We start from the raw sequence: 19481 nt of genomic DNA on the forward strand, positions 1-19481 counted from the left end.
AACAACACGAGAGTATTAATAAACGTTAATATTTGTGTGCTGAATAATTGGCAGGCTATCTATCAAGGTATAAATAATGACTATAAAAAAAACAGCGCTGGCGGTATCGATCGGCGCAGCAGTGGCATTAACGACTTTCGCTTCACAGGCGGAAATCACGGTCCTGAAACAAGATCCGCAGGCGGGCAACCCGCTGAGCCGTCTTAACTTCACCGTCGGCGGCAGTATTCGTCCGCAGTTCCAGAATATGGCCGGTGACGATGGTAAGAATGGCTACAAACGTAATGGCTTCGATGGCGGTACACGTTTCCGCTTCGCCGCTGACTACTATCTGTTTGATGATATCAGTTGGGTGAGCTACTACGAGCTGGGCGTTAACTTCCCGGCGATGTTCAACTGGGATAACCACTACGCTGACGGTGCCAACGATACCACGCGTCGTATGCTGTACACCGGTCTGAAGAGTGCAACCTGGGGTACGCTGACCTTCGGTCAACAGAACAGCATTTACTATGACGTGGTCGGGGCGAAAACGGATATCTGGGACTACGATATGATCGGTCAGGCGCCAGGTAACGGTATCAATGGCGACTATGACGGTTCCTATCGTACACGTAAATCTCTGAAGTATAAGAAAACGGTGGGGGATGTTGATCTCTATGCATCTTATTTGTTCAGCGATGATTACAACCCGAACAACGGTCTGCGCTACAAGCGTAAAGGCGGCGGCTCACTGGGTGTGGATTATCACATTACCGATGACCTGACCTGGGGTACGGCGTGGAACTACACTCGCGCGGAAATGCGTGGCAACACCAGCAAAACCTACGATCAAAACATCGTCGGTACCGCGCTGAGCTGGAAACCGGACAACTGGACCTTCTCGATGGGCGGCGGTTGGTATCAAAACTTCATGACCACCAAAAAAGTCTCTGTTAACGACTACTTTGCCGGTGACGCCTGGGGTCTGGAATACTTCGCCGGTTACACCTTCCCGGTGGGTCAGTATGCGCTGAAATCCGTTCAGCCTTACTTTATGGGCGACCGTATTGAGTACGTGAATGGCCGTAACTATCTGCGTACCGACAACGGCGTGGGGATCAGCTTCCAGCTGGATTACGGTTTCCGTGTTGATTACGAACACGTCTTTACCTCCAGCACCGACAATCTGGGTGACATGAACCTGGTTCGTCTGCGTTACGACTTCTAATCGAACGCCTGCCGCCCGATACGCTTGCGCTTATCGGGCCTAAGAAAGCTGTTGTAGGCCGGATAAGGCACTTGTGCCGACATCCGGCTTTTTCATACCTTCTTTCATTTAAAAACATACTCTGCAACATCATGAAATAATTTCAAGGACAGCAGGTTGTGATCTGTGTCATGTTAACAATCAGCCTGTTAACGGGCCAACAAGAACAACGTCGCAAGAACGGCGTGAGACATGACACCACAACGTTAAAATGGAGAGAATATGGGATTGCGTCAGAGTTTACGCGTCGCGACCGGGGCGCTGTTACTGGCCTGTGGATTACAGTTTGCTCATGCGAACAGTGACCCGCACACAATCGTGTTTGGCGTCGCGCCTGGGCCATACGGTGATATGGTGAAACAGGCCATTGCCCCCACGCTGAAAGAGAAAGGCTATAAGGTAGTGGTGCGCGAATTCAGCGATTACGTGCAGCCAAACATGGCGCTCTCCAACGGTAGCATTGATGCTAACCTGTTCCAGCATTCGCTCTATTTTGACAAATTCACCGCCGATAAAGGCCTGAAGCTGAGCAAGCTGATTGTGGTCCCGACGGCCGGGATGGGGTTTTACTCGCACAAAATCAAAAGCCTGGATGAGTTGAAAAAAGGGGATGTGATCACGTTGTCCAACGATCCGACCAACCTGGCCCGCGGTCTGCGTTTCCTGCAATCCATTGGCCTTATCACCATCAAAGATAATATCGATCCTACGAAAGCCTCCGAGCGCGATATCGCCAGCAACCCGAAAGGACTGGTATTTAAACCACTGGAAGCGGCACAACTGCCGCGCACTTTGGACGGTGTGACCGGCGCGCTGGTCAACGGTAACTTTGCCGTGGCGGCAAAACTGGATCTTTCCAGCGCCATCAAGCAAGAGCACCTGGACGAAAATCTGAAAAATATCATCGCGGTACGCAGTGAAGATGCGGATAAACCGTTCGCGAAAGATATTGTTGAGGCGGTGAAATCTCCGGCGTATCGCGCGGTGATCGACGATCCGCAAAATATCTACAGCGCCTTCCAGAAACCGGAATGGATGTCGACAGCCCAATAATCGCTGCGCACAAGGGTTAACAGGGGCAGCGACGACTGCCCTTTTCGCATTTCTGAGGTGGCTATGATTGAGATTGAGAAAGTTTGCGTGGATTTTAGCGCAGGCCGTGGACCATCAACCCGGGCGGTTGATGACGTTAGCATGCGCATTGGCGCAGGTGAGATATTTGGCATTGTCGGAACCAGCGGCGCGGGGAAAAGTACGCTGCTGCGCACCCTGAACGCCTTAACGCGTCCGAGCCAGGGAAGCGTGAAGGTGAACGGCGTAGAAATTTCTGCGCTGGAAGGGGGGCATCTACGTAAAGCCCGTCAGCGTATCGGGATGATTTTTCAACATTTTAACCTGATGCATACCCGTACCGTGGCGCAAAACGTCGCCTTTAGCCTGAAGGCTGCCGGATGGGAGCGCAGTAAAATTGGCCCGCGCGTGAGCGAAATCCTGGCGCTGGTGGGGCTGTCAGACAAGGCGAACCGCTTTCCGGTTCAGCTCAGCGGTGGGCAAAAGCAGCGTGTGGGTATTGCCCGCGCGATTGCCAATCATCCGGATGTGTTGCTGTGTGATGAACCTACTTCCGCCTTAGATCTCGAAACCTCAGCCACGATTCTGGCATTGCTTAAGCAGATCAACCAACAGTTGGGGATCACGATCGTGCTGATCACTCACGAGATGAACGTGATCAAATCGATTTGCGATCGCGTGGCGGTAATGTCTGGCGGCAAGGTGGTGGAGTCTGGTGAGGTGTTTGACGTTTTTGCTCACCCGCAGCACGCGTTCACGCAGCAGCTGGTGTCGCATACCCTCAATTTGACGCTGCCCGAGCGTCTGCGCCAGCATCTGCCTGGTCAGTTGCTAAAAATTCTGTTCATCGGCGATTCGGCGGAACAGCCGGTGTTGTCAGAAGTCGCGGTTAAATTTGGCGTGGCGGTGAACATTCTGCACGGCAAAATTGAATATATTGGCGAACGTGCGCTGGGGATTCTGGTGGTGCAACTGACCGCGCCGCATAACCCTTCTGCGGTGGAAGTCGCCGTGGAACATATTCGTCAACGTACTGCACAGGTGGAGGTGATTCGTGGATGATTTATTGCCTGATTTGACGCTGGCGTTTAATGAAACCTTCCAGATGCTGAGCATCTCTACGGTGCTGGCAATTATTGGTGGTCTGCCGCTCGGTTTTCTGATTTTCGTCACCGACCGGCATTTATTCTGGCAAAACCGTTTTGTGTATCTGCTCAGCTCCGTGCTGGTGAATATCATTCGTTCGGTACCGTTTGTGATCCTGCTGGTTCTGCTGCTGCCGCTAACCCAGTTTTTGCTCGGGAATACCATTGGCCCTATTGCGGCGTCGGTCCCGCTCTCGGTGGCGGCAATCGCTTTCTATGCCCGTCTGGTTGATAGCGCGTTACGTGAAGTCGATAAAGGCATTATTGAAGCGGCGGAAGCGTTTGGTGCCAGCCCGATGCGCATCATCTGCACCGTTCTGTTACCTGAAGCGAGCGCGGGTCTGCTGCGTGGGTTGACGATAACGCTGGTGAGTCTGATCGGTTACTCCGCGATGGCCGGGATCGTTGGCGGCGGCGGAGTCGGCGACCTGGCGATTCGCTTTGGTTATTACCGCTACGAAACCCAGGTCATGATCGTCACCGTGGTGGCGCTGATTATTTTGGTGCAGGTTGTTCAGGTGCTGGGTGACTGGCTGGCAAAACGCGCAGATAAGCGCGACAGACACTGATCACTGTGCGTTAAGCCACTCGGCAACGTCCTGCCATGTGCCGCGAAAGACGATTTTCGCGGCTTTCTTTTCCAGCTGATAACGATACATCGGGTCGTAATACTCATTGAGCAACGGCACCAGCCAGCCCATATGGGCATCGGTGCTGCCCGTTGCCTGCTGTTCGCGTAGAGCCACGTCGAGCAGGGTGGTCAGCTCGGCAAAACGTTGTAAACCCAGGCGACGGCGGATAGCAAACAGGCCGTGGTGCAGATACTCGCTGTACTCCTGCCAGCCCTGGCTCTCGCCATAAGCGTGGGTAAAATCGTGGTGCATCTTCACGAAATACTCTTCGCGTAGTCGCTCCAGACGACGCTCAAAAGGATCGTCCACCACCGCAATTGATGCCTGGGTCATGCGCTCGCGCAGGCATTCTGGCAGATGATTAGCCCCGATCATGCGGCCTTCATCTTCCAGTACCCACAGACGTAAATCCTGACGGCTATCGGTTTTGAGCATTTCAACCGCCAGCAGGTTTTCAAAACTCGCCTGACTCAATTGAGGTTCAACGGTGCGCCCAAACGAGGAGCCGCGATGGTGCGCCAGACCTTCGAGATCCACACCGTTTGGCTGCTGTTGCACCAGCTGCGTTTTACCGTTCCCGGTACAGCCGCCAATTAAGACGATCGGCTTTTGCACTAATTCTTCAGTCAGCTGTATCACTGCCTGGCGCAGGGCTTTGTAACCGCCTTTAATCAGCGGATAGTCAATACCGGACTCATGCAGCCACTGCTGCACAATATGCGAACGCTGACCGCCGCGCGCGCAGCATAAATAGCCTGCAGGATTTTGACGGCAGGCGTCCTGCCAGGCCCGCATTCTCTGTTGGCGGGTCTCACCCGAGACCAGTTGATGGCCGAGCGCGAGGGCGGCTTCGGGTCCCTGACGTTTATAACAGGTCCCAACGGCGGCACGTTCGTCATCGTTCATTAAGGGAAGGTTGATTGCGCCCGGCATTGCGCCCTGCTGAAATTCCACGGGGGCGCGTACATCGATTAAAGGCGTACCGGCAAGCAAAATTGCGCGGTAGTCCGTTCCATCGTTCATGTTTGATCCTGAAAATACAAAACAGCAATGGAGGGGATTTTACGCGCCAGAGGAGGGGCCGGGGAAGGATAAAATCAACTCCCCGGCATTATTGGCTTATTTCAGTTTTGACTGCGCCCAGATAATACCGCTGGCATATTCCGGCGGCAGCAGGGGGATAAGCGCTTCCAGCGTTGCGCTAAGGCGCGCGGTATCGCTGTCGCTCAGGTTCAGATGACCCACCTTACGCCCTTCACGCACCTCTTTGTCATACCAGTGCAGATGCACCAGCGGCAGCTTCAGCCAGTCGTAGTTCAGGTCGCTACCAATCAGGTTTACCATCACCGAAGGGTGGTTCACCACCGGCGTCGGTAATGGCAGGTTGGTAATGGCACGTAGATGCAACTCAAACTGGCTGATGCTGGCGCCGTTTTGCGTCCAGTGGCCACTGTTGTGCACGCGCGGAGCCAGTTCGTTAATCAGCAGACCTTCCGGGGTGATGAAACACTCCATCGCCATCACGCCGACATAGCCCAGCTCCTGCATGATGGCAGAGAGCATTGCTTCAGCCTGTTCCTGCTGTCTGGCGTTAGCCTGTGGGAATACCACGCTGGTGCGCAGAATACCGTCCTGATGGAGGTTATGGGTCAGCGGATAGAAAACGGTGCTGCCGTCGTGCGCACGAGCGCCAACCAGGGAGACTTCACCGGAGAAGTTGATTCCCCGCTCGACGATGCACTCGCCGTAGCAGTCGTCCGGCAGTTGCTCAGTTTCATTTGCGCGCAAGCGCCACTGTCCACGTCCATCGTAGCCGCCGACGCGACGTTTCACGATCGCCAGCTCGCCAAGTTTGTCGAATACCGCAGACCATTCGCTTTTATCTGCCAGCAGCTGCCACGGCGCGGTCGCCAGACCGAGCTTGTCAAAAAGCTGCTTTTGCGTCAGACGGTCGGCAATAATCGGGAAGACGTCGCGGTTGACAAACGCCGGGTGGCGTGCCAGTTCGCGGGTGAGTGCCGTTTCCGGCCAGCGCTCAATCTCAGCGGTGATCACGCTTTGCTGAAAAGGGACCGCAGCCGGTTCAGCGTCCAGCCCGACGGGCCAGACCGCTATGCCCAGTGGCTCACCGGCCTGGCGCAGCATGCGCCCTAGCTGTCCGTTGCCAAGTACGCAGACCTGCTTCATGCGACACCTCGCGGGTCCGGGTTCTCCAGCACCTCATCGGTTTGCGCTTTGCGCCAGTCGTTCAGACGCTGGTGTAATGCTTTGTCGTGTGTTGCCAGAATTTGTGCTGCCAGCAGGGCCGCATTTGCCGCGCCCGCTTTGCCGATAGCCAGCGTGCCGACCGGAATACCGCGCGGCATTTGAACGATAGAGTAGAGGCTATCTACGCCACTCAGCGCTGCGCTTTGCACCGGGACGCCTAAAACAGGCACCAGCGTTTTCGCCGCAATCATGCCAGGCAAATGCGCTGCGCCACCGGCCCCGGCAATAATCACCTGATAACCGTTCTCCTCAGCGCTTTCGGCGAAGCTAAACAGTTTGTCTGGGGTGCGGTGGGCGGAGACGACTTCAACATGATGCGGAACGTCCAGGATTTCGAAGATTTCGGCGGCGAACTGCATGGTAGCCCAGTCGCTTTTGGACCCCATCACGATGGCGACACGCGCCGGATTATTGCGGGAAGACATGCGTCTGAAAACTCCTGTGGTGCACTACACTCGACTTTTGAGGCCACAGAGAATAGCATAATTCACCGCCAAGGAAAACGATTGCGCGCTTTGCACTTCACTCTTCAAGTAGCCTCTTTGTTGGCTGCATCTGCTCACCCCAGTCTCTTACTTTTGTAAGCTCCAGGGGACTCACAGATTTGCCGCCTCGATGCAACTCGAATAGTTTTGTGTAAAGAGGAACTGGGTATCTGCAGAATTAAAACGGAAAGGCGATCAGTTCAACGTCGTCAGGGGTGACTTTGATCATCGAACCTTCGGTGTGCCATGCGCCTAATACCACGCGGAAAGCGGGTTGCTCATTGGCCGTAAGTTTGTGGACGGCAGGGCGGTGGGTATGGCCGTGAATTAACCACTGAACCTGATGTTTTTCCATCTCGCTAATCACGGCCTGCTGATTCACATCCATGATTTCCAGAGATTTGGTGTTGTTGGCTGCTTTGCTGTTGGCACGCATTTTCGCAGCGATTCGCTGGCGAACGAACAGCGGCAGAGCGAGGAACAGCTTCTGTAACCAGGGTTGATGCACTTTGGCGCGAAATGCCTGATAGCCTGCGTCGTCGGTGCATAAGGTGTCGCCATGCATGATCAGCACCTTGCGGCCATACAGGTCGAGCTCTTTTTCTTCGGGAAGCAAGGTCATGCCGCTCGCACGGGCAAAACGTTTACCGAGCAGAAAATCACGGTTGCCGTGAATAAAAAAGCAGGGAACGCCGGAATCAGTCAGTGATTTTATCGCCGCGGCCATTTCACGATGCAGCGGATTAGGATCGTCGTCACCAATCCAGGCTTCAAACAGGTCGCCAAGAATGTATAGCGCATCGGCCTTTCGCGCATCACCGGCTAAAAAACGCAGAAAACCGGCGGTGATCGCCGGTTCTTCTGTGCAGAGGTGAAGATCTGCAATAAACAGTGTCGCCACGATTACTCGCTGACGGTCACGTTTTCGATGATAACGTCTTCTTTTGGCACATCCTGATGCATACCGCTGCGACCAGTGGAAACGCCTTTGATTTTATCAACCACGTCCATGCCTTCAACAACTTCAGCGAACACGCAGTAACCCCAACCCTGCATGCTTTCGCCGGAGAAGTTCAGGAAGTCGTTGTCTGCAACGTTGATGAAGAACTGTGCGGTTGCGGAGTGCGGAGCCTGAGTACGCGCCATCGCCAGCGTACCACGGGTATTTTTCAGACCGTTGTTCGCTTCGTTTTTGATCGCTTCTTTCGTGGCTTTTTGCTTCATGCCTGGCTCGAAACCGCCGCCCTGGATCATGAAACCGTTAATAACACGGTGGAAAATGGTGTTGTTGTAAAAACCTTCGCGGCAGTAGTCCAGGAAGTTTTTAACTGTTTCAGGCGCTTTATCATCAAACGTTTTGATTACGATATCGCCGTGATTAGTGTGGAAAGTAACCATTTTTGCATCCTGTTCCGATAGATTGGTGCTTCGACCCCGTCAAGGGTCAGAGTTAGGGGTGTGTTATAGCATAACCGCAAGCTGCGATCACCTCGCAAAGTGTGCTGCTTCCGGTCTAAATTATGGGTATTATACAGACTTTACTATCCACACACGTCTACACGGAATCTTCGATGTTAAAAATCTTTAATACACTGACGCGCCAAAAAGAGGAATTCAAACCTATTCATGCCGGGGAAGTCGGCATGTACGTGTGTGGTATTACCGTTTACGATCTCTGTCATATTGGCCACGGACGTACCTTCGTTTCTTTCGACGTCGTTGCGCGTTATCTGCGCTTCCTCGGCTATAAGCTGAAGTATGTGCGCAACATTACCGATATCGATGACAAAATCATCAAACGCGCGAATGAAAACGGCGAAAGCTTTGTGGCGTTGGTCGACAGAATGATCGCGGAAATGCACAGCGATTTCGATGCGCTGAATATTCTGCGCCCGGATCTGGAACCGCGTGCTACGCACCATATCGCTGAAATTATCGAAATCACTGAACAACTGATTGCCAAAGGTCACGCTTACGTTGCCGATAACGGCGACGTGATGTTCGACGTGCCGACTGACCCGAACTACGGCCAGCTGTCGCGCCAGGATCTGGATCAGCTGCAGGCAGGCGCACGCGTTGACGTGGTTGATGTGAAACGCAACCCGATGGACTTCGTGCTGTGGAAAATGTCCAAAGAAGGCGAGCCGAGCTGGCCGTCTCCATGGGGCGCGGGCCGTCCGGGCTGGCACATCGAATGTTCGGCGATGAACTGCAAACAACTGGGCAACCATTTCGATATTCACGGCGGCGGTTCGGACCTGATGTTCCCGCACCATGAAAACGAAATCGCTCAGTCCACCTGTGCACATGACGGTGAGTACGTTAATTACTGGATGCACTCAGGGATGGTGATGGTTGACCGCGAGAAAATGTCCAAATCGCTGGGCAACTTCTTTACCGTTCGCGACGTGCTGAAATACTACGACGCCGAAACCATCCGCTACTTCCTGATGTCTGGTCATTACCGTAGCCAGTTAAACTACAGCGAAGAGAACCTCAAGCAGGCGCGTTCTGCGCTGGAGCGTCTGTATACCGCGCTGCGTGGCACCGACAAATCCGTTGCGCCAGCCGGTGGCGAAGCCTTTGAAGCGCGCTTTATTGAAGCGATGGACGACGACTTCAACACCCCGGAAGCCTACTCCGTGCTGTTTGATATGGCACGTGAGGTTAACCGTCTGAAGGGGGAAGATATGGCGGCGGCTAACGGCATGGCTGCGGATCTGCGTAAGCTTTCCAGCGTACTGGGCCTGCTGGAACAGGATCCAGAAGCGTTCCTGCAAAGCGGTGCGCAGGCGGATGACGGTGAAATCGCTGAAATTGAAGCGTTAATCCAAAAGCGTCTGGATGCACGTAAGGCGAAAGACTGGGCGGCAGCTGACGCCGCGCGTGACCGTCTCAACGAGATGGGCATCGTGCTGGAAGACGGTCCGCAGGGTACCACCTGGCGTCGTAAGTAACTCTGTAATGCCCGGTGGCGCTTACGCTTACCGGGCCGTGTAGGCCGGATAAGACGCATCGCGTCGCATCCGGCAGATTAATGTTTCCGATACCACCACAGCACACCCATCATTACGATTCCCGGCAGCCATACCCACATCAACTCCGACATGATCACCTGGTGCCCGTACGGCGTGGCGTAGCGTGATAACGCAAACGGGGCGACTTTAATCACCTGCCATGGCGCGAAGAAGCGCTCATCCGACCACGGCCACAGCCAGCCGACGCCTTTACCGCCGGTGGTGACAGAATCCAGCAGACTGTGCGACAGCAGTGAAACCGTCAGGAATAGCCAGCAGCGAATCAATCCCGCCTTAAACCATCGTCGGCCAATCAAGACGCAGAGCAGCGGTACCACGAAGGCGAACAGCAGTGAGTGGGTAAATCCCCGGTGGCCAAACACATTGCCGTAGGCGACGCCGAACTTAAATGACAACACGTCGGCATCTGGCAGCATGGCCAGAACGATGCCAGCAAACAGTAATCGTGGGGGGATGACTTTAAGTCCGAGACCTAACCCTAAACAGAGCGGAACGGCCGCGTGGGTAACGATAGTGGGCATGATGATCGCTTCGTATGGAAAAACAACATGCTATCAGTTCACTGTGAAGTGGGGATGAAGTCATTATCTGAAAACGAGAGGGGGAAGTGGCCGGATACGGTGTTAACCTCATCCGGCACTTAGGGTCACGCCACGACGTTAATGCTGTGGCCTTCAAAGCTGACGGTCTGTCCGGCAACGATTTTGCAGCGTTTACGCGTTTCAACAACGCCATCGACCTTCACTAACCCTTCGCCAATAGCAATTTTTGCCTGGGCGCCACTTTCGCTCCAGCCTTCCAGCTTCAGCAAATCGCAGAGTTCAACGTGTGGGTGTTTACCCAGTGAAAATGTGGCCATCTTAAACGTCCTTTACATCATGATATTCAACACACGCCTGCAGCGTGTTTTCGATAAGTGTGGCGACCGTCATTGGTCCTACGCCGCCGGGGACCGGCGTGATATATGACGCTCGTGCGGCCGCATCGTCAAAGACCACATCGCCAACAACCTTACCATTCTCCAGACGGTTGATGCCGACATCAATCACAATCGCGCCTTCTTTGATCCACTCACCAGGAATAAAGCCCGGTTTACCGACGGCAACAATCAGCAGGTCAGCATTTTCTACGTGGCGGCGCAGATCTTTGGTGAATCGGTGGGTGACGGTGGTGGTGCACCCAGCCAGCAGTAGCTCCATACTCATTGGGCGACCGACAATATTCGAGGCACCAATGACCACGGCATTCAGACCGTAGGTATCGATGTTGTAACGCTCAAGCAGGGTAACAATACCGCGCGGAGTACATGGGCGCAGGCGCGGCGCGCGCTGGCACAGACGACCGACGTTATACGGGTGGAAACCGTCAACGTCTTTATCTGGCGCAATACGTTCCAGCACTTTCACGTTGTCGATACCCGCCGGCAAAGGCAGTTGTACCAGGATACCGTCGATGGTGGTATCTGCATTGAGCGTATCGATCAGCTCAAGAAGCTCCGCCTCGCTGGTGGTTTCAGGCAGGTCATAGGAGCGGGAGACAAACCCCACTTCGTCACAGGCTTTGCGTTTACTCGCAACATAAATCTGCGAAGCCGGGTTGCTACCTACCAGCACAACAGCCAGGCCTGGGGCGCGTAATCCAGCCGCTAAACGCGCCTGAACTTTTTGAGCAACCTCAGAGCGCACCTGCTGCGCAATCGTTTTACCGTCAATAATCTTTGCTGCCATCAGAGAGAGAATTCCGTCTGTTACGTTAAACCGAAGGGGATGTCACTATTTTGTCAGAAGCGGGGCGTGCTGTCAGTTTTCGTTTGCGTTTTTACGTGCGATAACGGGTGTCATGGTCAGAGAATCGGATCAGCACAGAGGCTGAAGTCTCCCAGGTAATTAATGAGCATGCGAATTAAAATTAACGTGAATGAAACAATGCATCACCCTGGTGTTTTCAGGGGTAATGCGCCATAAACCAGTCTGTTACGTACCTTTATGGGAGCATTTAAGTAATATTCACCCAGATTTTTCTTAGGTCCCAATAAGAATTGGCCAGGGTCAATAAAAGGATTTGCAGGTATTTTTCATTAATTGAAATGTTTAATTTAACCCTGTGACGAATAGTCATATTCGCGAAGATTAATTAGTGAATCAAATACTCAGGAGAGTTGGGGTAAAAGGTTAGCTAATTCTCTTGCGATATATATCTTTACAGGATGCAGAGATAATTAGCCTGACATTTAATGTCGATAATGATTCAAACGGATCCCGCAGGATGCCGGAGCCGGATGTGTGTAATTCAAGGGAAATCCATGAAACGTAAATTAATGACCTCTTCTGTTATTGCCAGCCTGATGTTAGTTGCAGGTGCAGCGGTTGCAGCCGATCCGGTAAGCGTTAGCGGCGGTACTGTGCATTTTGAAGGTGAACTGGTCAATGCAGCCTGTGCAGTCAGTACTCAGTCATCCGATCAGGTTGTCACCTTAGGCCAGTATCGTACCGCCAGTTTTACCGCAGTTGGCGATACAACGGCGCAAATTCCGTTCTCCATCGTGCTGAACGACTGTGACCCAAAAGTTGCCGCAACCGCAGCCGTGGCTTTCTCTGGTCAATCCGATATTACCAACAACAACCTGCTGGCTGTCACTTCTGCAGATAACGGTACCACTGCCAGCGGTGTCGGGATTGAGATCCTGGACAATACGTCCACCGCGCTGAAGCCGGATGGAGCTACCTTCTCTACCGCTCAGGCGCTGGTAGAAGGGACCAACACCCTGCGTTTCTCTGCGCGTTACAAAGCCACAGCCACCAGCGCTACGCCGGGTCAGGCAAATGCCGACGCGACGTTCATCATGAAGTACGAATAAGCCGTTCTGATTTGCGCAAGGATGACGTTCGCCTCACTGGATGAGGCAATTTCCGGGGATGATGAAGGATGCGGCAGATGATAGGGAAAGGCGTGGCGCTGGCGGGAATGCTGTGCGTACTGCCTGTGTTTGCACATACGGTAATACTGGAAAGTGGTCGCCTTCACTTACGGGGGCAGCTCGTCAATGGTGCCTGTACGGTCGCTACCGACAGCCAAAATTTGCGGGTGCAAATGGGGCGGTATCGCACCAATGCTTTCTCCGGGACGGGAAGCTTTGCCTCTACCAGCGTGCCGTTTTCACTGCGCTTAACGTCATGCAGCTCCGATGTTTATGACCACGTTGGGATTGCGTTTGCAGGTGTGACACCAGCAGAAGATCCGCAGGTTTTTCTTGCCAGTGGTGATGCGTCTGCGGCTTCGGGGATCGGTCTGGCGTTATTTGATGAGCGCCAACAGCAAATTATTCCGAATGCGCTGCCGCTTCATTATGCGCCGATTATAACGCAAGAGATGACGTTTCATTTCACTGCTCGTTATCGGGCTGTCTCGGAAAATATAACGCCGGGAACGCTTCGTTCAGACGTGTGGTTTACGTTGGTTTATCCCTGATTAATTTCCCAACGATAATCACACCAAAGGTATTTGTAGCTATGTTTAATTATCTAAAATCAGGTTTTATCCTTTTACTGGCCTTATTTTCTGCTGCCAGTGTTCAGGCTGCCGGAGGCATTGCATTAGGTGCCACCCGCGTTATTTATCCAGCCGATGCCAAACAAACGTCCCTGTCTATTAGCAATAGTGATACCAAAGAACGTTACCTGGTCAATTCATGGATCGAGAATAGCGCAGGCGTTAAAGAAAAATCGTTTGTGGTTACGCCTCCGCTGTTCGTCAGCGAACCCAAAAGCGAAAACACGCTGCGTATCATCTATGCAGGTGTTCCGCTGCCCAAAGACCGTGAATCGCTGTTCTGGATGAATGTGAAAGCCATTCCGTCAGTCAATAAAAACAGCCTTGAGGGTAAAAACGTTCTGCAACTGGCGATTCTGTCCCGCATCAAGCTTTTTGTCCGTCCGAATAATCTGCCGCAAATTCCGGAAGATGCGCCCGGGATGCTGAAATTCTCCCGTACCGGCAACCACCTGAAAATCAATAATCCGTCAGCGTATTACGTCACCTTGGTCAATCTCAACGTGGGGAAAACGAAGGTTGATAACGTGATGGTCGCGCCGAAAAGTGATGCGCAGGTCCTGCTACCAACGGGCGTTCAGGGCAACGTCACGTTCCAGACGGTCAATGATTATGGCGCCGTGACCCCGGCCCAAACGGTTAGCGTGCGTTGAGATAACGATGAATAAGACAACGTATTTTCCTGGCCTGTTACCGGGGGTTACGCCACCGCTGGCGGGGGTGGCGTTGTCCACGCTGGCGGCGCTCTTTCCCTCTTTAAGCCATGGGGAAAGCTATTTTAATCCGGCCTTTTTATCTGCGGATACGGCAACCGTGGCGGATTTATCACGTTTTGAAAAAGGCAATCATCAGCCTGAAGGCGTTTATCGCGTGGATATCTGGCGCAACGATGAGTTTGTTGCCACTCAGGATATTCGTTTTACGACCAGCGCGGGAAAAGCCGGGGAGAAGTCTGGTGGGCTGATGCCGTGTTTTGGACTCGACTGGGTGAAGCGCCTTGGCGTCAATATCACCGCATTTCCGGCACTCAGTAAGGATCCGAACGATACCTGCATCAATCTACCTGAGGCGATTCCAGGCAGTGAGATTGCATTTGATTTTTCTACCCTGCGCTTGAACGTCAGCCTGCCGCAGGCGTCAATGTTAAACAGCGCGCGTGGCTATATTCCGCCGGAGGAGTGGGATGAAGGGATCCCGGCTGCGCTGGTCAACTACAGCTTTACCGGCAGCCGCGGCAGTGACACTGACAGCTATTTCTTAAGTATGCTCAGTGGCCTGAACTATGGCCCCTGGCGCTTGAGAAATAACGGCGCATGGAGCTATTCCAAAGGTGACGGATACCACTCACAAAGCTGGAAAAATATCGGTACATGGCTTCAGCGCGCGATTATCCCGCTGAAGGGTGAACTGGTGATGGGCGACAGCAACACCGGCAACGACGTTTTTGACAGCGTCGGATTTCGCGGGGCGCGGCTCTATTCCTCAGACAGTATGTATCCCGACAGCTTACAGGGCTACGCGCCAACCGTTCGCGGCATTGCGCGTACCGCAGCGAAACTGACCATTCGTCAGAATGGCTATGTGATTTATCAAAGCTATGTGTCACCGGGCGCTTTTTCGATAACCGATCTCAACCCGACGTCATCCAGCGGTGACCTTGAGGTGACGGTGGACGAAAAGGACGGCAGCCAGCAGCGCTATACGGTGCCGTACTCCACGGTTCCCTTGTTACAACGAGAAGGGCGTTTCAAATACGACGTGGTTGCCGGGGATTTTCGCAGCGGCAATAGCCAGCAATCTTCACCGTTCTTTTTCCAGGGAACATTAATTGCCGGGTTACCAGAAGGCTACACCGCTTATGGCGGTACGCAGCTGGCCTCACGTTACACCGCGGTAGTTTTAGGCACCGGCCGAAACCTGGGGGACTGGGGGGCGGTTTCTGTGGATTTAACCCATGCGCGCAGTCAATTGGCGGATGACAGTACGCATCAGGGGCAGTCTTTGCGTTTTCTGTATGCAAAATCGCTGAACAACTTTGGTACAAACTTCCAACTGTTGGGATATCGCTACTCAACGCGCGGTTTCTATACCCTCGACGATGTCGCGTATCGCAGCATGGAAGGGTATGAGTATGAATACGACAGCGAAGGCAATCGCCACGACGTGCCCGATGTGAAGAGTTACCACAACCTGAGTTACAGCAAAAAGGGCCGCTTCCAGATTAACATTTCGCAGAACCTGGGAGACTACGGCTCGCTGTATGTTTCGGGGAGTCAGCAAACGTACTGGAATACCTCAGACACCAATACCTGGTATCAGGTGGGCTATGCCAGCGGCTGGCAGGGAATTAGCTATTCACTCTCCTGGTCGTGGAATGAATCGGTAGGCATCTCCGACACCGACCGTATTCTGGCATTCAATATGTCAGTGCCGTTCAGCCTGCTAAGCGGACGGCGCTACTCGCGTGATAACGCGCTCGATCGCACCTACGCCACTTTTAATGCCAACCGCAACAGCAACGGACAAAACAGCTGGCAGAGCGGGATCGGCGGTACGTTACTGGATGGACGCAACCTGAGCTATAGCGTGAATCAGGGGCACAGCAGCACCAACGGTTACAGCGGAAACGCCAGCGCCAACTGGCAGGCGGCTTATGGCACGCTGGGCGTGGGATACAACTACGATCGCGATCAACATGACTATAACTGGCAGCTCTCCGGCGGCGTGGTGGGGCATGCGGACGGTATTACCCTCAGTCAGCCGCTGGGGGACACCAATGTGCTGGTTAAAGCACCTGGCGCGCAGGGTGTGCGGATAGAAAACCAGACCGGCGTGCAAACCGACTGGCGCGGATACGCGGTGATGCCGTATGCCACCGTTTATCGCTATAACCGCGTCGCGTTAGATACCAATTCAATGAACAACAATACCGATGTGGAAAATAACGTTAGCAGCGTCGTGCCAACGCAAGGGGCATTGGTGCGAGCAGCGTTTGATACACGTATCGGCGTGCGGGCGCTGATAACCGCGAAATATGCAGGTAAACCTGTGCCATTTGGATCCGTTGTGCGTGAAAACACCAGCGGCGTGACCAGTATGGTGGGCGAAGACGGACAAATCTACCTGAGCGGCTTACCGCTAAAAGGCGAATTGCTGATCCAATGGGGGGAAAGCGCTAACGCTCGCTGCGTGGCGCACTATGCCTTGCCTGAGGAGAGTCTGAAACAGGCGGTGACGCTCACGAACGTGACGTGCGAATCTCCAACGGCACGACAGGAATAATACGATGAAACGACAAACAGGTTTGTTACTGGGAAGCGCTTTACTGCTGATGGCTCATTCGTCCTGGGCGACGGTCTGCCAAAACTCGAATGGCACACCAACGGATGTTTTTTACGATCTGTCGAACGTCTTTAACAGCAGCAATAATCAGCCGGGGCAGGTGGTGACGTTACCGGAAAAATCGGGCTGGGTTGGCGTTAATGCCACCTGTCCGGCTGGGACAACGGTGAATTACACCTATCGAAGCTATGTCACTGAACTTCCGGTTCAAAGTACCGAGGGTGGTTTTCAGTATCTGAAGCTCAATGACTACCTGCTGGGGGCCATGAGCATCACCGACAGCAATGCCGGGTTGTTTTATCCTCCGCGAAATTATATCCGTATGGGCGTTGACTCGAACGTTTCGAAGCAGAAGCCTTTTGGCGTACAGGATTCAAACCTGGTGTTTAAACTCAAAGTGATCCGCTCGTTTATTAACATGGTGCCGATCCCGCGCCAGACCATGTTCAGAGTCTATGTCACGACCAGTACCGGAGATGCGCTAAGCACGCCGGTTTATACCATCAGCTACAGCGGTAAGGTGGAGGTTCCACAAAACTGTGAGGTGAACGCAGGGCAGATTGTCGAGTTTGATTTTGGCGATATTGGCGCATCGTTGTTCAGCAAGGCGGGGGCAGGAAACCGTCCCGAAGGCATTAATCCGCAGACCAAAACGGTGGCGATAAAATGCACCAACGTCGCCGCACAGGCCTACTTAACCATGCGGGTAGAGGCCGAGAAAGCCTCCGGGCAAATGATGGTATCGGACAATCCTGACTTAGGGTTCATTGTCGCCGACAAAACCGGTAGACCGCTGACGCCCAATAATCTGTCCAGCACGATCCCATTTCAACTGGATGATAACGCCGCGGCAAACGTGAGTATTCGGACATGGCCGGTCAGCGTGACGGGGAATAAACCTACTGAAGGGCCTTTTACTGCCCGTGGCTATCTGCGAGTAGATTATGACTAACAAGCAAACGCCAACTTCATGGGCGCTTCTGGTGATGCTGCCCATACTGACATTCAGCTCGTTGTGCCATGCGGCCTCATCGCTGGGCGAAATCAATATTGAACTGCGCGGAAACGTGGTGGACTTTACCTGTGCGGTGATTGCCAGCGACAGCAATAAGTCGGTTGAATTGGGCACCTGGCCAACAAAGCAGTTACAGACCAGCGGGGATACTACCCAACCAGTCGCGTTTACGCTGAAGCTGGAAGGCTGCCCACCGGGATCCGCGTCAATAACGTTTTCTGGTACTCCGGCCCCCGGTACGACGTTGCTGGCGCTTGATGACGCGGTGATGGCGCAAAAGGTGGCGATCGAACTGCATGACAGTGACCGTACGCGATTACCGCTCGAGCAGGCCAGCCAAACCGTAGGGATTGATGAGAACGGCAATGCCACGCTGACCTTTTTCGCCAACTATATCGCGTTAGCAGACGGGGTTCAGCCAGGCCTCGCCAGGGCCGATGCCACATTTATGATTAACTATAACTAATCAATGCGCGGATAAAACGCTCCCGAACGAAGTCTCGCCGGGAGTGCTATTACATTAATTCATGCATTTTTGCGTAATCGATCAGCTCAACGATAGTATGTAAGCCGAGTTTGGCGTAGATGTTAGCTTTGTGAGCACTAATCGTTTTATTGCTGAGTAACAGCTGCTCAGCAATTTCCTTATTAGAGAGCCCATTTGCCAGATAACGCAAAACCGTAACTTCGCGATTAGAGAGCGGCATGTCATTCAATACACCTTTTTTCATATTTATATTGTTAATGAAGTTAAGGGTGTCTGAAGGGAAAAAAGAATATCCCGATAAAATCATTTTTACCGCATTGTAGATATCATTTAAATCCTTTCGTTTACTGACGAAACCATTTGCACCGGCCCGGATAGCACGCCCGGCATAAAAAGACTCCGATTTGGAGGAGAGAAACAGCACCCGAGTATTCTCCTGCAGAGACTTTATTCTCTTGAGTAATGTAAATCCATCTGAACCAGGTAGTTCAATATCCAGAATGACAAGATCGACAGGGTAAGTGCGCAGGTGCTCTATTGCCGTACGGCTGTCATCGGTCTTCAACACAACCTGGATATTACTGTTTTTTTCAAGTAGTACTTCTATCGACATTCTGACAATAGGGTGTTCGTCCATAATGATAACGGATGCTGGTTTCATTGTTGTATGCCTCAAACTGTATGCGTATCTTGATAATTTTATAAAACATCAGGCGTTATAATATTGTCAAATAGCCAAGGGTTGTTCTGAGGGAGAGTCGAATAAATATTATTTCATCCTTGTTTATTCGGTTGCTCTTCTACAGAACAATGAATTTGTGGAAAATCCATTTCACACTGGGAAAACTAACAATTAATCAGAAAACTATGGGGATTATACCTGCTCTGTTCTTTCGGAAAAGGCTTACAACATTCAGGTTGTTAATGTCAGTTAGGATGTTCTAAAAGATCCAGATGTGTTAATGACTATTGGCATTATTTTACTGCTGTTTGAATTATGGCAGACTGAAAAAAATTTTTAAATGGTAAAAACAATACAATAAACTAATTGTTTAGGATTTGTTAAGGTGGGAATGACGCTATTTGTGCTGATATGCACAGAATCAGTATGGTTTACTGGGGTGGTGGAAGTTAGCATAATACCAGGAATAGTTGTAAATATTAAATAGTTGTGAAATTTAGATCTTTTATCTCATATAA

20 protein-coding genes are annotated in these 19481 nt (G+C 52.5%); 11 read left to right on the top strand and 9 right to left on the bottom strand.

What is annotated here, in order from left to right:
* The first annotated feature begins 76 nt into the window (after positions 1 to 76).
* The 4 genes from OGY08_RS22945 to OGY08_RS22960 all read left to right on the top strand — a co-directional run bounded on the left by OGY08_RS22945 (position 77) and on the right by OGY08_RS22960 (position 4034).
* The gene (locus tag OGY08_RS22945) at positions 77 to 1210 is read left to right on the top strand and encodes a porin (protein ID WP_048214766.1); all 1134 of its coding nucleotides are present in this window, start codon (positions 77 to 79) and stop codon (positions 1208 to 1210) included.
* A 261-nt stretch (positions 1211 to 1471) separates the two neighbouring features.
* On the top strand, positions 1472 to 2302 hold the full coding sequence (locus OGY08_RS22950; protein WP_048214765.1) for a MetQ/NlpA family ABC transporter substrate-binding protein: 831 nt from the start codon (positions 1472 to 1474) through the stop codon (positions 2300 to 2302).
* Between the two features lie 63 nt (positions 2303 to 2365).
* Positions 2366 to 3382, top strand: a complete 1017-nt coding sequence (gene sfbB, locus OGY08_RS22955) for a virulence-associated ABC transporter ATP-binding protein SfbB (RefSeq protein ID WP_125362866.1) — start codon at positions 2366 to 2368, stop codon at positions 3380 to 3382.
* Entirely contained in the window at positions 3375 to 4034 is a 660-nt protein-coding gene (locus OGY08_RS22960) for a methionine ABC transporter permease (RefSeq protein ID WP_003831085.1), read from the top strand. Before sfbB ends, OGY08_RS22960 begins: the two co-directional genes overlap by 8 nt.
* On the opposite strand, the gene mnmH is transcribed toward OGY08_RS22960, so the two are convergent.
* The 5 genes from mnmH to ppiB all read right to left on the bottom strand — a co-directional run bounded on the left by mnmH (position 4035) and on the right by ppiB (position 8248).
* Positions 4035 to 5120: a tRNA 2-selenouridine(34) synthase MnmH gene (gene mnmH / locus OGY08_RS22965; protein ID WP_008783998.1), complete on the bottom strand. Its 1086-nt coding sequence runs from the start codon at positions 5118 to 5120 to the stop codon at positions 4035 to 4037.
* A gap of 96 nt (positions 5121 to 5216) precedes the next feature.
* Positions 5217 to 6284: a 5-(carboxyamino)imidazole ribonucleotide synthase gene (gene purK, locus OGY08_RS22970; protein ID WP_008783999.1), complete on the bottom strand. Its 1068-nt coding sequence runs from the start codon at positions 6282 to 6284 to the stop codon at positions 5217 to 5219.
* A complete protein-coding gene (purE, locus tag OGY08_RS22975; protein WP_003831107.1) occupies positions 6281 to 6790 on the bottom strand; it encodes a 5-(carboxyamino)imidazole ribonucleotide mutase in 510 nt (169 codons plus the stop codon). The genes purK and purE overlap by 4 nt, the downstream gene beginning before the upstream one ends.
* A gap of 238 nt (positions 6791 to 7028) precedes the next feature.
* Entirely contained in the window at positions 7029 to 7751 is a 723-nt protein-coding gene (lpxH, locus tag OGY08_RS22980; RefSeq protein ID WP_032942583.1) for a UDP-2,3-diacylglucosamine diphosphatase, read from the bottom strand.
* A gap of 2 nt (positions 7752 to 7753) precedes the next feature.
* Positions 7754 to 8248 carry a peptidylprolyl isomerase B gene (ppiB, locus tag OGY08_RS22985; protein WP_003021875.1) on the bottom strand — a complete coding sequence of 165 codons (495 nt, stop codon included), beginning with the start codon at positions 8246 to 8248 and terminating at the stop codon, positions 7754 to 7756.
* 173 nt (positions 8249 to 8421) lie between these two features.
* On the opposite strand from ppiB, the gene cysS reads away from it, so the two are divergent.
* The gene (gene cysS, locus OGY08_RS22990) at positions 8422 to 9807 is read left to right on the top strand and encodes a cysteine--tRNA ligase (RefSeq protein WP_125362867.1); all 1386 of its coding nucleotides are present in this window, start codon (positions 8422 to 8424) and stop codon (positions 9805 to 9807) included.
* A 77-nt stretch (positions 9808 to 9884) separates the two neighbouring features.
* Here the strand turns inward: cysS and OGY08_RS22995 are convergent, their stop codons facing one another.
* The 3 genes from OGY08_RS22995 to folD form a co-directional block, all read right to left on the bottom strand.
* On the bottom strand, positions 9885 to 10409 hold the full coding sequence (locus OGY08_RS22995) for a metal-dependent hydrolase (RefSeq protein ID WP_057067804.1): 525 nt from the start codon (positions 10407 to 10409) through the stop codon (positions 9885 to 9887).
* A gap of 125 nt (positions 10410 to 10534) precedes the next feature.
* Positions 10535 to 10747: a ribosome-associated protein YbcJ gene (ybcJ, locus tag OGY08_RS23000; protein WP_003831111.1), complete on the bottom strand. Its 213-nt coding sequence runs from the start codon at positions 10745 to 10747 to the stop codon at positions 10535 to 10537.
* 1 nt (position 10748) lies between these two features.
* Positions 10749 to 11615 carry a bifunctional methylenetetrahydrofolate dehydrogenase/methenyltetrahydrofolate cyclohydrolase FolD gene (gene folD / locus OGY08_RS23005; RefSeq protein WP_003831112.1) on the bottom strand — a complete coding sequence of 289 codons (867 nt, stop codon included), beginning with the start codon at positions 11613 to 11615 and terminating at the stop codon, positions 10749 to 10751.
* Positions 11616 to 12190: 575 nt separating this feature from the next.
* Between folD and fimA the strand changes: the two genes are divergently transcribed.
* The 6 genes from fimA to sfmF all read left to right on the top strand — a co-directional run bounded on the left by fimA (position 12191) and on the right by sfmF (position 18260).
* On the top strand, positions 12191 to 12745 hold the full coding sequence (fimA, locus tag OGY08_RS23010; protein ID WP_032934356.1) for a type 1 fimbrial major subunit FimA: 555 nt from the start codon (positions 12191 to 12193) through the stop codon (positions 12743 to 12745).
* Positions 12746 to 12822: 77 nt separating this feature from the next.
* Positions 12823 to 13356 (top strand): type 1 fimbrial protein subunit FimI, encoded by a 534-nt coding sequence (fimI, locus tag OGY08_RS23015; protein WP_057067806.1) that lies wholly within the window; start codon positions 12823 to 12825, stop codon positions 13354 to 13356.
* 41 nt (positions 13357 to 13397) lie between these two features.
* Positions 13398 to 14090, top strand: coding sequence for a type 1 fimbria chaperone FimC (gene fimC / locus OGY08_RS23020; RefSeq protein ID WP_008784004.1), 693 nt, complete (start codon positions 13398 to 13400; stop codon positions 14088 to 14090).
* A gap of 7 nt (positions 14091 to 14097) precedes the next feature.
* Complete coding sequence (locus OGY08_RS23025) at positions 14098 to 16719, top strand: fimbrial biogenesis usher protein (protein ID WP_057067808.1); 2622 nt, start codon at positions 14098 to 14100, stop codon at positions 16717 to 16719.
* Between the two features lie 4 nt (positions 16720 to 16723).
* Positions 16724 to 17731 carry a type 1 fimbria D-mannose specific adhesin FimH gene (gene fimH, locus OGY08_RS23030; RefSeq protein ID WP_125362869.1) on the top strand — a complete coding sequence of 336 codons (1008 nt, stop codon included), beginning with the start codon at positions 16724 to 16726 and terminating at the stop codon, positions 17729 to 17731.
* 34 nt (positions 17732 to 17765) lie between these two features.
* Positions 17766 to 18260 (top strand): fimbria assembly protein, encoded by a 495-nt coding sequence (gene sfmF, locus OGY08_RS23035; protein ID WP_187392937.1) that lies wholly within the window; start codon positions 17766 to 17768, stop codon positions 18258 to 18260.
* Positions 18261 to 18309: 49 nt separating this feature from the next.
* Here sfmF and fimZ read toward each other — a convergent pair whose 3' ends face one another.
* Complete coding sequence (gene fimZ / locus OGY08_RS23040; protein WP_003831119.1) at positions 18310 to 18942, bottom strand: fimbria biosynthesis transcriptional regulator FimZ; 633 nt, start codon at positions 18940 to 18942, stop codon at positions 18310 to 18312.
* Between the last annotated feature and the right edge of the window lie 539 nt (positions 18943 to 19481).

The organism is Citrobacter sp. Cpo069 (assembly GCF_030332785.1).
Lineage (GTDB): Bacteria > Pseudomonadota > Gammaproteobacteria > Enterobacterales > Enterobacteriaceae > Citrobacter > Citrobacter portucalensis.

Bases quoted from the DNA above. Each gene is read 5' to 3' on its own strand.
- cysS (WP_125362867.1), top strand. From the start codon at position 8,422: ATGTTAAAAATCTTTAATACACTGACGCGCCAAAAAGAGGAATTCAAA.
- sfmF (WP_187392937.1), top strand. From the start codon at position 17,766: ATGCTGCCCATACTGACATTCAGCTCGTTGTGCCATGCGGCCTCATCG.
- OGY08_RS22945 (WP_048214766.1), top strand. From the start codon at position 77: ATGACTATAAAAAAAACAGCGCTGGCGGTATCGATCGGCGCAGCAGTG.
- purK (WP_008783999.1), bottom strand. From the start codon at position 6,284: ATGAAGCAGGTCTGCGTACTTGGCAACGGACAGCTAGGGCGCATGCTG.
- fimH (WP_125362869.1), top strand. From the start codon at position 16,724: ATGAAACGACAAACAGGTTTGTTACTGGGAAGCGCTTTACTGCTGATG.
- OGY08_RS23025 (WP_057067808.1), top strand. From the start codon at position 14,098: ATGAATAAGACAACGTATTTTCCTGGCCTGTTACCGGGGGTTACGCCA.
- mnmH (WP_008783998.1), bottom strand. From the start codon at position 5,120: ATGAACGATGGAACGGACTACCGCGCAATTTTGCTTGCCGGTACGCCT.
- purE (WP_003831107.1), bottom strand. From the start codon at position 6,790: ATGTCTTCCCGCAATAATCCGGCGCGTGTCGCCATCGTGATGGGGTCC.
- OGY08_RS22950 (WP_048214765.1), top strand. From the start codon at position 1,472: ATGGGATTGCGTCAGAGTTTACGCGTCGCGACCGGGGCGCTGTTACTG.
- fimI (WP_057067806.1), top strand. From the start codon at position 12,823: ATGATAGGGAAAGGCGTGGCGCTGGCGGGAATGCTGTGCGTACTGCCT.
- OGY08_RS22995 (WP_057067804.1), bottom strand. From the start codon at position 10,409: ATGCCCACTATCGTTACCCACGCGGCCGTTCCGCTCTGTTTAGGGTTA.
- ppiB (WP_003021875.1), bottom strand. From the start codon at position 8,248: ATGGTTACTTTCCACACTAATCACGGCGATATCGTAATCAAAACGTTT.
- ybcJ (WP_003831111.1), bottom strand. From the start codon at position 10,747: ATGGCCACATTTTCACTGGGTAAACACCCACACGTTGAACTCTGCGAT.
- fimZ (WP_003831119.1), bottom strand. From the start codon at position 18,942: ATGAAACCAGCATCCGTTATCATTATGGACGAACACCCTATTGTCAGA.
- fimA (WP_032934356.1), top strand. From the start codon at position 12,191: ATGAAACGTAAATTAATGACCTCTTCTGTTATTGCCAGCCTGATGTTA.
- fimC (WP_008784004.1), top strand. From the start codon at position 13,398: ATGTTTAATTATCTAAAATCAGGTTTTATCCTTTTACTGGCCTTATTT.
- sfbB (WP_125362866.1), top strand. From the start codon at position 2,366: ATGATTGAGATTGAGAAAGTTTGCGTGGATTTTAGCGCAGGCCGTGGA.
- folD (WP_003831112.1), bottom strand. From the start codon at position 11,615: ATGGCAGCAAAGATTATTGACGGTAAAACGATTGCGCAGCAGGTGCGC.